Raw genomic sequence first — 13,841 nt, forward strand, 5'->3', positions numbered from 1 at the left:
ACGTCTGAACCCTCAGTCGCAAGCCCGCTCTCGTTTTGAGCGGGCATGGTGCATACAGCATGAATCTTTCCCGCATATTCATTCTCCGCCCCATTGCCACCTCCCTGCTGATGGCGGCCCTGCTGCTTTCGGGCCTGCTGGCCTATCGTTCCCTGCCGGTGGCGGCCCTGCCGCAGATCGACTATCCCACCATTCAGGTGCAGACGCTCTATCCGGGCGCGTCGCCGGACGTCATGGCGGCGGTGGTCACGGCCCCGCTGGAGCGCCAGTTCGGCATCATGCCCGGCCTGGTGCAGATGAGTTCCCTGTCTTCAGCCGGGGCCTCGGTCATCACCCTGCAATTTGATCTTTCCATCGCCCTGGATGTGGCCGAACAGGAGGTTCAGGCGGCCATCAACGCGGCGGACAACCTGCTGCCCAACGATCTGCCCAACCCGCCGGTCTACAACAAGGTCAACCCGGCTGACCCGCCCATCGTCACCCTGGCCGTGACCAGCGACGCCATGCCCCTGACCCGCCTGGAAGACCTGGTGGACACCCGCATGGCGCAGAAAATCTCGCAACTGCCGGGCGTTGGCCTGGTGACGCTTTCCGGCGGGCAGCGCCCGGCCGTGCGCGTGCAGGTCAACCCCAAGGCGCTGGCCGGGGCCGGGCTGACCCTGGCGGACGTGCGCTCGGCCATTGCCTCGGCCAACGTCAATGACGCCAAGGGCAGCTTTGACGGGCCGGAGCGGGCCAGCACCATTGACGCCAACGACCAGCTTGCCTCGGCGCGGGAATATGCCCGAACCATCATTGGCTACAAGGATGGAGCGCCCCTGCGCCTTGCGGATGTGGCCGACGTGCTGGAAGGCGCTGAAAACGCGCGCCTGGCCGCCTATGTGGCCGCCGCGGGCGCGGACGGCAAGGATTCCTTCCGTCCGGCCATTGTGCTTTCGGTGCAGCGCCAGCCCGGGGCCAACGTCATCAGTGTGGCCGACAGCGTGACCCGCCTGCTGCCCGCGCTGCAGCAGACCCTGCCCGGCAATGTGCAGGTGCGCGTGGTCACGGATCGCACCGCCACCATCCGCGCCACGGTGCACGATGTGCAACTGGAACTGCTGCTGGCCGTGGCCCTGGTCATCTGGGTCATCTGGCTTTTTCTGCGCAATGTGGAGGCCACCATCATCCCGGCCCTGGCCGTGCCCCTGTCTCTGGTGGGTTCGCTGGGGGTCATGCATCTGGCCGGCTTTTCCCTGAACAATCTCACGCTCATGGCCCTGGTCATCGCCACCGGCTTTGTGGTGGATGACGCCATTGTGGTCATTGAGAACATTTCGCGCTACCTGGAACAGGGCGAGCGCCCTCTTGAGGCCGCGCTCAAGGGCGCGGGGCAGATCGGCTTTACCATCATCTCGCTGACCATCTCTCTGGTGGCGGTGCTTATTCCGCTGCTGTTCATGGGCGATGTGGCCGGGCGGCTGTTCCGCGAATTTGCCGTGACCCTGGCCGTGACCATATTGATTTCGGCGGTGATTTCGCTCACGCTCACGCCCATGCTCTGCGCGGTCATGCTGCGGCCCGAACGCCATGCCAGAGAGAAGGAGGCAGGCCGTTTTTTCAGCCGTCTGCTGCTCTGGTACGAGCGCCGGCTGGACTGGGTTTTTGCCCATCAGCGCCTGACCCTGGGCGTGGCCCTGGGCGTCCTGGCGCTTGCCGCGCTGCTGTATGTCATGGTTCCCAAGGGTTTTTTCCCGGTGCAGGACACGGGCGTGATTCAGGGCATTGCCGAGGCCCCGCAGGATACCTCCTTCGCGGCCATGGCCGGACGCCAGCGCCAACTGGCGGACATGATTCTGAAAGACCCGGCCGTGGAAAGCGTGGCCTTCTTTGTGGGTGTGGACGGCATCAACCAGAGCATGGGAACCTCGCGCCTCACTGTGGCGCTCAAGCCGCTTGCCGGGCGCGACGCCCGCGCCCCGGCCATTGCCAAACGGCTCATGGCGCGCGCCGCGCGCCTGCCGGGGCTGACCCTGTACATGCAGCCCGTGCAGGATCTGACCATTGAGGACCGTGTTTCGCGCACCCAGTATCAGTTCACCGTGGAAGCCCTGAGCCGCGAGCAGTTGCAGCTCTGGGCGCCGCGCATGGTGCGGGCCCTGTCCGAACGGCCGGAACTGGAGCATGTGACCAGCGACCTCCAGACGCCGGGGCGCATGGCCTGGCTGAACATCAACCGCGACGCGGCCGGGCGGCTGGGCGTCAGCATGGCGGATATAGACAACGCCCTGTATGACGCCCTGGGCCAGCGCCTGATTTCCACCATTTTCACCCAGACCAACCAGTACAAGGTGGTGCTGGAGGTGGCCCCGCGCTTTCGCCTGGGCCCGGCGGCCATTGAGAACATTCATGTGCGCGGCGCCACGGGCGACCCCGTGCCCTTGACCAGCATCGCCACGCTGGAGGAACGCCCGGTTCAGCTTTCCATCGCGCGCCAGGGCCAGTTCCCGGTGTCGACCATTTCTTTCAATGTGGCCCGCGGCTCCTCGCTGGGCGCGGCCGTGAGCGCGGTGCTGGCGGCGGAGAAAGAGCTGGGCCTGCCTCCGGCCCTGCGCACGCAGTTTCAGGGAGCGGCCCAGGCCTTTCTGTCATCCACGGACAATCAGATATGGCTGATTCTGGCGGCCATCGTGACCATGTATATTGTGCTGGGCGTGCTTTATGAAAGCTATATTCACCCGGTGACCATTCTCTCAACGCTGCCCTCGGCCGGGGTGGGGGCCTTGCTGGCCCTGCTGCTGGCGGGTATGGATCTGGGGGTGGTGGGCATCATCGGCATCATACTGCTCATCGGCATTGTCAAGAAAAACGCCATCATGATGATCGACTTCGCTCTGGAGGCCGAACGGAAGGAGGGCAAGCCGCCGCTGGCCGCCATCCGCCAGGCCTGCCTGCTGCGCCTGCGGCCCATCCTGATGACCACCCTGGCCGCCCTGCTGGGGGCATTGCCCCTGATGATCGGCTGGGGCATGGGCGCGGAGCTGCGGCGGCCCCTGGGCGTGACCATGGTGGGCGGTCTGATTGTGAGCCAGGTGCTGACGCTTTTCACCACGCCGGTCATCTATCTCTGGTTTGACCGCATGAGTCTGCGCCTGCGGCGCAAACCCGCGCCGCGCGCGGCGGAGGAGGGCGCATGAGCGCGCCCGGCGACGAGGGCGGGGCGGCGGCGGAAAAGCGCCGCCGTTTCGGGCGGGAGTTTATTCCGCTGAATATTTCCGCGCCCTTTATCCGGCGGCCCGTGGCCACCACGCTGCTGACCATCGCCATTGCCCTGGCCGGCATGGTGTCCTTCGGTCTGCTGCCCGTGGCCCCGCTGCCCGAAATGGACTTCCCCGTGGTGGTGGTGCGCGCGCGCATGCCCGGCGCCAGCCCGGAAACCATGGCCGCCACCGTGGCCACGCCGCTGGAGCGGGCTCTGGGACGCATCGCCGGGGTTACGGAGATGACCTCTTCCAGCAGTCTGGGCTCCAGCAACGTGACCTTGCAGTTTGACCTGAACCGGGACATAGACGGCGCGGCCCGCGACGTGCAGGGGGCCATCAACGCGGCCCGCTCAACCCTGCCCACCATGCCTTCCAATCCCTCCTACCGCAAGGTCAACCCATCGGGCGCGCCCATCATGATTTTGTCCATCACCTCGGATGTGCTGACCCGCGCCCAGCTGTACGACGCGGCCTCCACGGTGCTGGCCCAGAAAATTTCGCAGATTCCCGGCGTGGGCGAAGTCACCGTGGGCGGCGGGGCGCTGCCCGCCGTGCGGGTGCGGCTGATCCCCGACGCCCTGAACCGCGCGGGCATAAGCACGGAGGACGTGCGCGCGGCTCTGGCCTCGGCCAACGCCTTTCTGCCCAAGGGCATGCTGGAGAACGACGGCAACTTCTGGCTGGTGGGCGCCAACGACCAGCTCTTGAATGCTGACGGCTACAAGCCGCTGATCGTGGCCCGGAAGGAGGGCGGGGTCATCCGCCTCTCGGATGTGGCCCGGGTGGAAGACTCTTCGCAGGATGTGCGCAACATGGCCGTGGCCAACGGCAGGCCGGCCATCCTGCTGATTGTCTTTCGCTCGCCCGGCGCCAACATCATTGAAACCGTGGATAGGGTCAAGGCCATGATGCCGCAATTGCGCTCCTGGCTGCCGGAAAGCGCGGATCTGACGTTGCGCATGGACCGCTCCCTGACCATCCGCGCTTCTCTGCGCGAGGTGGAAAAAAGCCTCATGCTGGCTATGGGGCTGGTGGTGCTGGTGACCTTTCTGTTCCTGCGCAACGTCAGGGCCACCGCCATTCCGGCAGTGGCCGCGCCGGTTTCGCTTGTGGCCACCTTCGCGGTCATGTACCTTTGCGGCTACAGCCTGGACAATCTGTCGCTCATGGCGCTCACCGTGTCCACGGGTTTTGTGGTGGATGACGCCATTGTGGTGCTGGAAAATATCGTCCGCCGGCTTGAAATGGGCGAAAGCCCGTTGCGCGCCGCCCTGCGGGGCGCGCGCGAGGTGGGCTTTACCGTCATATCCATTTCCCTGTCGCTGGTGGCCGTGTTCACGCCCATTCTGTTCATGGGCGGTATTGTGGGGCGTCTGTTCCGGGAATTTTCCGTGGTGCTGACCGCGGCGGTGCTGGTGTCCATGCTGGTTTCCCTGACCACCACGCCCATGATGTGCGCCAAACTGCTGCGACCGCTCGACGCGGATACGGCCCGGCGCAAGGAGCGCCCGCCGCGATTCCGCGCGGCTTTTCCGAACCGGCTGCGGCGGTGGCGCGCGCGGGCGGGCGCGGCCTGGGGCGATCTGCTGGCGGGCATGCAGCGCGGCTATGCCGCCAGTCTGGCTGTGGTGCTGCGCCATCCGCGTCTGACCATCCTCGCGCTGCTGCTGGTCATGGCGGGCAATGTCTGGCTGTATGTCGTGATTCCCAAAGGCTTTTTCCCCCAGCAGGACACCGGGGTGATCATGGGCGGCATCCGGGCGGACCAGAGCGCCTCTTTTCAGGCCATGCGGGTCAAGCTGGAAAAACTGGTCAACGTGATCCGCGCGGATCCGGCCGTGGAGCAGGTTTCGGCCCATATCTCCGGCGGGCGCGGCGGGGGAGGGGTGTTCATCTCTCTCAAGCCTCTGAAAGAGCGCGGCATCAGCGCGCAGGCGGTCATCGGCCGGCTGCGCGGCAAGCTGTCCTCCGAGCCGGGTTTGCAGATTTTTCTGCAACCGGCCCAGGATATCATGATGGGCGGGCGCAGCGCGCGTTCCCAGTATCAGTACACCTTGCAGGCGGACAACCTGGATGAACTGCGCACCTGGGGCCGCCGCCTGCAGGCGGCGCTGGCCGAGCTTCCCCTGTTCAGGGATGTGGACAGCGACATTGAAGAGCGCGGCCTCCAGACCATGATCACGGTCAACCGCGACGCCCTGGCCCGTCTGGGATTGAGCATGCGCGACGTGGACGCGGCCCTGAACAACGCTTTCGGCCAGCGCCAGGTTTCCACCATCTATCAGGACAAAAACCAGTACCGCGTGGTGCTGGAGTACACTCCAGACTGGCTGGAAGGCGCGCAGGCTCTGGACAAGGTGCGCCTGCCCGGCAGGGACGGTCTGGCGCCCCTGCTCAGCGTGGCCAGCGTGGGCCCGGCCTTTGCGCCCCTTTCCGTGGCGCATCAGGGCCAGTTCGCCGCCGTGACCATTGCCTTCAACCTGGCGCGGGGGGCCGCGCTTTCCGAGGCGCAGGCGGCCATCGCCGAGGCCAGGGTCAGAATAGGCATGCCTTCCTCCATTGTGGGCAGCTTTCAGGGCACGGCCAAGATGTTCAGCGATACCATGAGCGGCCAGGTTATCCTCATTCTGGCCGCATTGGCCGCGTTATATATCGTGCTGGGCGTTCTTTACGAAAGTCTGATCCACCCCCTGACCATCCTCTCCACCCTGCCGTCGGCGGGCGGCGGGGCTCTGCTTTCCCTGATGCTGTTCAAGATGGAGTTCAGCGTCATAGCGCTCATCGGCGTGCTGCTGCTGGCGGGCATTGTCAAGAAAAACGCCATCATGCTCATTGATTTTGCCCTGGACGCCTCCCGCCTGCGCCGCCTGCCGCCGGACAAGGCCATTTACGAAGCCTGCCTGCTGCGCTTCCGGCCCATTATGATGACCACGGCGGCGGCCATCCTCGGCGCGGCGCCCCTGGCGCTGGGCCGAGGCGACGGCGCGGAGATACGTCAGCCGTTGGGCATCACCATTGTGGGCGGCCTGCTGGTCAGCCAGTTGCTGACCCTCTACACCACGCCTGTGGTGTACCTTTGTCTGGACCGCGCCCGTCTGCGCGCGCGGCGTTTCTGGTGGCGGCTGCGTTACGGCGACGCCAGGGCCGCGCGTCTGACCGCGCTCAGCCGTCGGGCATGACGGCAGCCGGGCGGGCAGAGCCCGGCGTATTTTGAGGCATGGCCGGCCAAAACAGGGCAGGATTGCGGCATATGAGAAGTGTGGAACTGGTTTTCAACGCCCGCCGCGCCGTTCAGGCCTCCCACAGCCTGGGGCCGGACGTCTTGGCGGCGCTTGCCCCCTTCAGCCCCGTGCGGGCGCGGCTGGTTCGTCGTTTTCACGCCGCCCTGCCGGCATACGCCCCCACTCCCCTGCACAGTCTGGACGCTCTGGCCGCCAGGCTTGGTCTGGGCCGCGTTTTTGTCAAGGACGAGTCCCGCCGTTTCGGCCTGAAAGCCTTCAAGGCGCTGGGCGCGTCCTGGGCTGTGGCCCGCCTGCTTGCCCGGCGTCTGGGGTTGCCGTCGGACAGCGTCGGGCCAGCGCTTCTGAGTGCGCTCCGAACGCCGGAGGCGCGGAAAAGAGTGGGGGAAATGACGCTGGTTACGGCCACGGACGGCAATCACGGGCGCGGTCTGGCCTGGGCCGCCCGCCTGTTCGGGCTGCCTGCCGTGGTCTTCATGCCCAGGGGCTCGGCCGAAGCCAGGGCCGAGGCTGTCCGCGCCCTGGGCGCGCGCTGTGAGATTACCGACCTGTCCTATGATGACGCGGTGCGCCACGCCGCCGCATACGCGCGGGCCACGGGCGGCGTGCTGACGCAGGATACGGCCTGGGCGGGCTATGAGGAAATTCCGCGCTGGATCATGCAGGGCTATACAAGTCTGGCTCTGGAGTCGCTGGAGCAGATGCGGGCGTTGGGCGGTCGCGGGCCCACGCATATCTTTCTTCAGGCGGGCGTGGGTTCCTTTGCCGCCGCCGTGCTGGGCTTTTTTGCGACCGAGGCGGCCGAAGCGGGCCACGCCGCGCCCCTGGTCGTCAGTGTGGAGCCGCACAACGCCGATTGCGTTTTTCGTTCCGTGCGGGCCGGGGACGGACGCGCCAGGCCCGTGCGCGGAGCGTTGCGCACCATGATGGCCGGGCTGGCCTGCGGCGAGGTCAGCACGCTGGCCTGGAAGATTCTGCGGGAAGGCCTTTTCGCCGCGGCGGCCTGCCCGGACGGTGTGGCGGCCCACGGCATGCGCCTGCTGGCCGCGCCCCTGCCCGGCGATCCGGCGCTGGTTTCCGGCGAATCGGGCGCCGTGGGCGCGGGCCTGCTGGACTATCTGGCCAACGCGCCCGAAGCGGTCGTCCTGCGTGACGCCCTGGGGCTGAACGGCCATGCCGTGGTGCTGCTTGTCAGCACCGAGGGCGACACCGCGCCTGAAATCCATCGGCAGGTGGTTCGGGAGGGGGTCTGCCCCTTTGCTTTCAGGGGGCAGACCACATAAAAAGCATTGAGTGGTCTTCATCTGCCGCGCATTCATGGGGCCTGACTCCAAAACAGCGCCTGACCCCCGGGCGTCGCTCAGCAGTCCGGCGCTTGCGCCGGGCGGCCCGCCTGTACCGCGTCCAGATAGGCGGCCCAGGCTTCCCCCACGGCAAAAAGCCGTTCACGGGGCAGACGCGCGCTGTCGTAAAGAATAAGCGCAGAGCCGCTCAGGGTATTGCACTCCAGAGACAGCACGCCGTCAATGGCCGGGAGTTTCGCTTTCAGCACGGCGGACACATCCTCCCGCCGCAGGGCGGGATGACGAATGCGCACCCGACCGTCTGAAAAGCTGCGCACATATTTGAGCAGACGCAGCCCGCTCACGGCCTGCCCCCCATGCCCGGGGCCTCAGGCTTTGGCGCCGGAAGGTGCGGGCGCATGGCGTTGAGCGACACCCCCAGGGTGGTCAGATTGTGCAGCAGGGCCGAAAGGCCGGGCGCAAGCGCCATGAACAGCCCGCCGGCCAGAAAGAGACTGTTCAGCGCCAAGGTGGCCGCAAAATTCATGTGGATGCGGCGCAACGTGCCTTCAGCCAACTGCCGGGCCTTAATGATGCCGCCCAGGTCGGCCCTGGTCAGCAGCACATTGGCCACCTCCCGCGCCAGGTCTGTGCCGTCGATCATGGCCACGCCCACATGCGAGGCCGAAAGGGCCGGGGCGTCGTTGATGCCGTCGCCGACCATGAGCACCTTGCAGCCGCTGTCGGTCAGTTCGCGCACCACGTCGGCCTTTTCCGTGGGCAATATCTGGGCGCGAAATTCCGTGATGCCCGCCCGCGCGGCCACGGCCCGCGCCGTGCGCTCGTCGTCGCCCGTGAGCATCAGCACACGCTTGAAGCCCATGCCGCGCAAGGCTTTCACCACCGCGGCGGCTTCCGGCCGCAGGGGGTCTTCGATGGCCAGAACGCCGGCCAGCGCGCCGTCTTCGGCCAGATAAAGCAGGGAGCGGCCCATGGCCGCCTGGCGGGCGATGTCCGCCTCCAGCGGTGAAACGTCCACGCCTTCGTCGTGCTCGATATAGTGGCGGCTGCCCACCCGCAGCTTCTTGCCGTGCAGGGATGAAGCCACGCCGTGGGCCACCACGTATTCCACCTGGGCGTGCTCCTCCTCATGCTGGAGGTTCTCCTCCTGGGCCTTGCGCACCACGGCGCGGGCCACGGGATGGGGAAAGTGCTCTTCCAGGCAGGCCATGACCCGCAGCGCCTCGTCGCGCTGATAGCCCCTGGCGGGAATAACTTCCACCACTCTGGGGCTGGCGTTGGTCAGGGTGCCGGTCTTGTCGAAGATCAGGGTGTCCGCTTCGCACAGGGCCTCCAGATAACGACCGCCCTTGATGACTATGCCGTGCCGCGCGCCTTCGCGCATGGAGGCCAGCACGGCCAGGGGCGTGGCCAGCTTGAGGGCGCAGGAATAATCCACCAGCAGTACCGAGGCGGCGCGCATGGGATTGCGCGTGATCAGCCAGACCAGCCCCGCCAGCGCGAAGGTGAAGGGCACGGCCAGGTCGGCCAGACGCTCGGTCTTGCCCTGAATGCCGGCCTTGAGCGCTTCGGACTGTTCAATGAAGCTGACCACCTGGCGCAGGCGGGTGCCGTCGCCCACCTGGCTGACCCGGATCACCAGCCGCCCTTCCTCCACCACTGTGCCCGCGAACACCGCCGCGCCTTTGGCGCGCGGCACGCCCAGCGGCTCGCCGGTCATGGAGGATTGGTTGACCAGCGCGCAGCCCTCCTCCACAATGCCGTCCACCGGTATGGAGCCGCCGTCGCGCACCACCACGAGATCGCCTTTCTGAACCTGCCCCAGCGGCGCGGACACTTCCATGCCGTCTTTTCCGAGCAGCCAGACGTTGTCCACATTCAGGGTCAGGCTTTCGGTCAGGCTGTCCAGAGAGCGGCGGCGCGTCCAGTATTCCAGGGTTTCGCCCAGGCCCAGCAGCAGGGTCAGCACGCTGACCGTGCGAAAGTCGCGCATGAGAAGCGAGGCGGTGATGGCCGCCGCGTCCAGCACCTCCACATTGAGCCTGCCGCGCAGCAGGGACGCGACGCCCTTGAGCAGAAAGGGCATGGCCGACATGACGCTGCTGACCATGCGCCAGACGCGCGGCAGCAGAGGGCGGATGACAAAAAAGCGGAACAGCGGCAGCAGGCCGCCCGTGGCCGGTTTCTCAGGCAAAAGCTCTGAAATGACGCCTGGCGTGCGCGGAACCGGCTTTTCCCCCTGGACGGCCAGCAGGCGCAGGGCCGCAAGGCGGCTTTGGCTGTCGGCGTAAAAGAAAAGGACACTGCCCACGCGGGGATTGACGCGCACGCCGCTGACGCCGGGCAAATCTTCAAGGCTGCGGGCCAGATCGGCGGTCGCGGACAACGCCAGGGGGCGATGGGCGCGCACGCGCATTCTGCCGTCGACGGCACTGTTGAGCCCCTGAAGTTCATGAATGATGCAAAAGGACATGCGCGCTCCTCTCTAGAAAGCTGAAAAAAAGCCTGAAACGGCTCGGCAAAAAACAGCGCCCGGCCTTGCGGCATCCGCGATAAAGCCGCAAGACCGGGCAAAAACGGGACGGGCGGCTCCGGCTCAGGCCTGGGCCTGCCCCTCCCCTTCGGGGGTTTGGGCCGCCTTGCGCTTGTCTGAAGCCTGGCGGGCTTCGGCGGCGAGGTCTTCCATATCTTCCTTGAAGGCTTCCACCTTGCTCATCAGGGCGTCCTTCACGTCAATGCCCCGGCTGATGAGGTCGGCGGCCACGGGTTTGAGGTTCAGCTTGCCCCGGCTTACGGCCACGGCGCCCAGCGCGCCGAGGGCTATGCCGCTCAGGAAAAACAGTCCGAATTTAAGTCCGTTGTTCATGTCGTCTCCCTTTGCTTGCGGGGCGTTCCTCGCGGGGGCGGCCCCGAAATTAGGACAATATTTGAGTCTTTTCCCCGTCCGCGCGTGAATATGGCGAAAGGGCAACGGGGACAAGATTGTCCGTGACGTCAAATGGCGCAGGCCCGGTGGGCATCTCCACAGCAAAAACGGTCTGCCGGCGGCGAAGGCTGACAGCCGCCTCAAAGCTTACGCGCTTTAGAGTGTTTTGCATTTGAAGTTGCGCTTTCAAAAGCTGCGGCGCATTTCCCCGCAGAGCGGGACGTGTTTGAAAACGCGGTTTTCAGACACGTCCGGCGCGTGCCTCCGCTCTCGCGACCGCCGGAAGTTCATGCCTTTTTCAAAGGCGATGCGCTCTAGTGGGCCGGCCCGGAGATATCAACCTTGATGTGATCCGCTTCGCTGTTGCGCAGGGAAATGGTCACCCCGGACAGGCGCAGGGCCACCGGGTCTTTCAGCGGCGCGCGGCCCACCACGGAAACGGTGGCCCCGGGAATCAGCCCCATGTCGCGAATGCGCCGGTTCATTTCGCCGCAAGCTTCCACGGCGGCGATTTTACCCTGCTGGCCCACATCCATTTTGCGGAGACTGATGATCTGACTCATGCGCGCTTCCTCTTGTCGGCAGCATATGCCGGTTGGTTGTGATGGCGTCTGACAGCCGGGCCGGCGCGGCGCTCCGCGGCGCGGAGAGTTTCCGCGCGCCGTTTGGGGGTCGGCCTCGACGGGCGCCGCGCCGGAATATGAATCCCGGCTGAAAAAAGCTTGCACCAGATTGAATTATAGGTCAAGAAAAAAGAAAGTCGTTTTCAATAAAGGGATAACCTTTACACACAGGAGAAAGTATGCCGTCATATCTCACGCATGCGATGGAAGGTCGGGCGCGCCTGCGCCATCCGGCCCTGGCCGCGTCCGCCGGGCGGGACAGGGCGCTGGCCGCGTTGAGCGGCGCGGAGGGCGTGCTGGAGGCGCGCCCCGGCGTCGGCTCCATTTTGCTGATTCTGGCTCCAGGCGCGGACTTGGGGCGCATTTGCGGGATACTTGAAAACGCTCTGCCGGCATTGCGTCAGGCCGGGCGCGCTTCGGCGGACGTTCCGGCATTGGCTCCCCTTTCCTTTCTCTCCGGCTTTTCACATGGCAAAACCCGCCTCAAGGGGCTGAGCCCGCGCAAACTGGAGGCGCGCGCCCTGCTGGCCGCGTGCGGGCTGAGCATCGCGCTGGGTTTCGCTGGCGGCAAAAACGCCCACGCGCTGGCTGGAACGGTCTTTGGCCTGCTGGCCGCGCGACATGTCTGGACGCGGCGCAAGGCCCTGTAAGCAAGAAGCGCGCGGCGGTGCAAAGGCGTTTTTGCAGCGTTTGCGGGAGAGGCTGAACAGGGCCGGCCTTTACATGCCGGCCCATGCGGATGCTGGCGCGCCCGGTACGCCGTTTTGTCTTTTGGCGCGGGTTCGGCGCAAGGGCATTGCACGGGCGGAAAAGAAAAAACGGATTCAGCCGGCCGGGAAGATCAGGCCGCGCTTCAGCAGTATCCGGGCCAGCGGCGTCACCGGCAGGCCGACCACCGTGCTCCAGGAGCCTTCCACCCGTTCCGCCAGAAAGGCCCCCTGGCCCTGAATGGCGTATGCCCCGGCCTTGTCGTCAGGCTCGCGGGTACGGGCATAGGCCGCCAGCACCGGGCGCGGCCAGGCGTGAAAAAACACTCGGCTCATGTCGCTGAACAGCTCGCAGGGGCCGCCGGGCCACCCCAAAGGCGGCAGCAAGCAGACCGCGCTGATGACATCATGCTCCCGGCCCGCGAGGCGGGTCAGCATCTCCAGGGCGTGGGCCTCATGGCGCGGTTTGCCAAGAATGTCGCCCTCCAGAGCCACCACTGTATCCGCCGCCAGAATCAGAGCGCGGGCGCGGGTCGCGGGGTCGAGGCGGCGTTCCGCCGCCAGGGCCTTGGCGTGCGCCGCGCGGCGGGTATAGGCGTCGGGCTGTTCGTTGACTTCGGGGCGTGGTTCCACGCCTGCGGGAGGGGCCGCCACAAAGGGCAGGCCCCATTCCTCCAGAAATTGCCGCCGCCGGGGCGAGGCCGAGGCCAGGATCAGCTTCAGGCCCGGCGCAAGCCGGAACAGGGGGGCAAACTGTGGACGAAAATCCGCATCCGGCACAGACGCGGGAGTGAGCGGCGCGGCCACGGGCTTACGCCCCGCCCGGCTGATGGCGCAGAATCTCGCGGCCCTGCGTGTCCAGCACGCGAAAGACGCCATCTTCGTACAGGCCGTAACTGCGGGGCGAACCACCCTTGGGCAGAGACAGGGAGCCGGGATTCCAGAAATGCAGGCCGTCCAGGGTTTCGCCGCGCGGCACATGGGTATGCCCGCGCAGGATCGCCGCGCCGCGCGGCATGCCCGGCAGAGGAGGGCGCTCGGGCAGATGGTGCCCGTGGCTGGCGAAAATGCGCAGGCCGTCGGCGTCAATCCAGGCGTTTTCCGTCACCGGAAAGGGCAGCAGGGCCAGATCCACCTCGGCGTCGCAATTGCCGCGCACCGCCACGATGGGGCAGGGCAGGGCGTTGAGGTCGGCCATTTCCTTGAGGACTGTGGGCGTATTGTAGCTTTCGGGCAGAGGATTGCGCGGGCCGTGGTAGACCAGATCGCCCAGTAGCGCCAGCAGGTCGGGGCGCAGCGCGCGAGCCCTGGCCAGCAGAAAGCGCAGGCTTTCCAGCGAGCCGTGCAGGTCGGAGGCAATGAGCAGGCGCATCAGGGCCGCTCCCCTTTATCCCATTCAGCGCGAGGCACGGCCTCTTCCACCAGCATAACCGGGATTTCGTCGCGCACGGGGTAGACCACCTGACAGGTCTGACAGGCAAAGCCCGCGGTTTGTCCGCCGCGGCTCAGGGCTTCCAGAGAACCCAGGCAACGCGGGCAGGCCAGAATTTGCAGTAACTCTTCGGTATTCATGGGCATGACGCATTCCTCGCTGAAAGATTAGCGGCGCAGCATACCCCGATGCGCTCCGGCCTTCAAGGGGAGGCGCGGCGGCCATGCCGGAGGTCGCGCTTGCTTTTTTCAGACACTGGCTTACGCTGACTGACGGGCCTTGCGCAATGAAGCGCCCGCAGGGCCGGACGCGGGTCGGACGCGGAAAGCGCCGTGTGCGCAGACGCATGGCGCGCGGCGCGTGCGCTT

The 13,841-nt window shown here is 66.3% G+C and carries 11 protein-coding genes; 4 read left to right on the forward strand and 7 right to left on the reverse strand.

The genetic code is table 11. The features are described from left to right. The first annotated feature begins 59 nt into the window (after window positions 1-59). From ACQRA4_RS04860 to ACQRA4_RS04870, 3 genes are all read left to right on the forward strand, one after another. Entirely contained in the window at window positions 60-3,176 is a 3,117-nt protein-coding gene (locus ACQRA4_RS04860; RefSeq protein WP_427821966.1) for an MdtB/MuxB family multidrug efflux RND transporter permease subunit, read from the forward strand. Continuing rightward, window positions 3,173-6,421: an efflux RND transporter permease subunit gene (locus ACQRA4_RS04865; protein WP_427821967.1), complete on the forward strand. Its 3,249-nt coding sequence runs from the start codon at window positions 3,173-3,175 to the stop codon at window positions 6,419-6,421. The genes ACQRA4_RS04860 and ACQRA4_RS04865 overlap by 4 nt, the downstream gene beginning before the upstream one ends. Before the next feature lie 71 nt (window positions 6,422-6,492). Continuing rightward, entirely contained in the window at window positions 6,493-7,764 is a 1,272-nt protein-coding gene (locus tag ACQRA4_RS04870; RefSeq protein ID WP_427821968.1) for a diaminopropionate ammonia-lyase, read from the forward strand. 77 nt (window positions 7,765-7,841) lie between these two features. Here ACQRA4_RS04870 and ACQRA4_RS04875 read toward each other — a convergent pair whose 3' ends face one another. From ACQRA4_RS04875 to ACQRA4_RS04890, 4 genes are all read right to left on the reverse strand, one after another. After that, on the reverse strand, window positions 7,842-8,129 hold the full coding sequence (locus ACQRA4_RS04875; RefSeq protein ID WP_427821969.1) for an HMA2 domain-containing protein: 288 nt from the start codon (window positions 8,127-8,129) through the stop codon (window positions 7,842-7,844). Further along, window positions 8,126-10,258, reverse strand: a complete 2,133-nt coding sequence (locus tag ACQRA4_RS04880) for a heavy metal translocating P-type ATPase (RefSeq protein ID WP_427821970.1) — start codon at window positions 10,256-10,258, stop codon at window positions 8,126-8,128. The genes ACQRA4_RS04875 and ACQRA4_RS04880 overlap by 4 nt, the downstream gene beginning before the upstream one ends. A gap of 123 nt (window positions 10,259-10,381) precedes the next feature. After that, window positions 10,382-10,651, reverse strand: a complete 270-nt coding sequence (locus ACQRA4_RS04885) for a hypothetical protein (RefSeq protein WP_427821971.1) — start codon at window positions 10,649-10,651, stop codon at window positions 10,382-10,384. Window positions 10,652-11,025: 374 nt separating this feature from the next. Next, window positions 11,026-11,274 (reverse strand): FeoA family protein, encoded by a 249-nt coding sequence (locus ACQRA4_RS04890; protein WP_427821972.1) that lies wholly within the window; start codon window positions 11,272-11,274, stop codon window positions 11,026-11,028. A 239-nt stretch (window positions 11,275-11,513) separates the two neighbouring features. On the opposite strand from ACQRA4_RS04890, the gene ACQRA4_RS04895 reads away from it, so the two are divergent. Beyond that, window positions 11,514-11,984: a hypothetical protein gene (locus tag ACQRA4_RS04895; protein ID WP_427821973.1), complete on the forward strand. Its 471-nt coding sequence runs from the start codon at window positions 11,514-11,516 to the stop codon at window positions 11,982-11,984. 174 nt (window positions 11,985-12,158) lie between these two features. Here ACQRA4_RS04895 and ACQRA4_RS04900 read toward each other — a convergent pair whose 3' ends face one another. The 3 genes from ACQRA4_RS04900 to ACQRA4_RS04910 form a co-directional block, all read right to left on the reverse strand. Next, window positions 12,159-12,785, reverse strand: coding sequence for a Maf family nucleotide pyrophosphatase (locus tag ACQRA4_RS04900; RefSeq protein ID WP_427822034.1), 627 nt, complete (start codon window positions 12,783-12,785; stop codon window positions 12,159-12,161). 67 nt (window positions 12,786-12,852) lie between these two features. Next, window positions 12,853-13,413, reverse strand: coding sequence for a phosphodiesterase (gene yfcE, locus ACQRA4_RS04905; RefSeq protein WP_427821974.1), 561 nt, complete (start codon window positions 13,411-13,413; stop codon window positions 12,853-12,855). Beyond that, entirely contained in the window at window positions 13,413-13,619 is a 207-nt protein-coding gene (locus tag ACQRA4_RS04910) for a Trm112 family protein (protein WP_427821975.1), read from the reverse strand. The genes yfcE and ACQRA4_RS04910 overlap by 1 nt, the downstream gene beginning before the upstream one ends. Window positions 13,620-13,841: the final 222 nt, after the last annotated feature.

This window comes from Desulfovibrio sp. SGI.169 (genome assembly GCF_050313595.1).
GTDB lineage: Bacteria > Desulfobacterota > Desulfovibrionia > Desulfovibrionales > Desulfovibrionaceae > Desulfovibrio.

Coding starts and splice junctions, on each gene's coding strand:
- ACQRA4_RS04890 (WP_427821972.1), bottom strand. CDS start 11,274: ATGAGTCAGATCATCAGTCTCCGCAAAATGGATGTGGGCCAGCAGGGT.
- ACQRA4_RS04865 (WP_427821967.1), top strand. CDS start 3,173: ATGAGCGCGCCCGGCGACGAGGGCGGGGCGGCGGCGGAAAAGCGCCGC.
- ACQRA4_RS04870 (WP_427821968.1), top strand. CDS start 6,493: ATGAGAAGTGTGGAACTGGTTTTCAACGCCCGCCGCGCCGTTCAGGCC.
- yfcE (WP_427821974.1), bottom strand. CDS start 13,413: ATGCGCCTGCTCATTGCCTCCGACCTGCACGGCTCGCTGGAAAGCCTG.
- ACQRA4_RS04860 (WP_427821966.1), top strand. CDS start 60: ATGAATCTTTCCCGCATATTCATTCTCCGCCCCATTGCCACCTCCCTG.
- ACQRA4_RS04885 (WP_427821971.1), bottom strand. CDS start 10,651: ATGAACAACGGACTTAAATTCGGACTGTTTTTCCTGAGCGGCATAGCC.
- ACQRA4_RS04880 (WP_427821970.1), bottom strand. CDS start 10,258: ATGTCCTTTTGCATCATTCATGAACTTCAGGGGCTCAACAGTGCCGTC.
- ACQRA4_RS04910 (WP_427821975.1), bottom strand. CDS start 13,619: ATGCCCATGAATACCGAAGAGTTACTGCAAATTCTGGCCTGCCCGCGT.
- ACQRA4_RS04895 (WP_427821973.1), top strand. CDS start 11,514: ATGCCGTCATATCTCACGCATGCGATGGAAGGTCGGGCGCGCCTGCGC.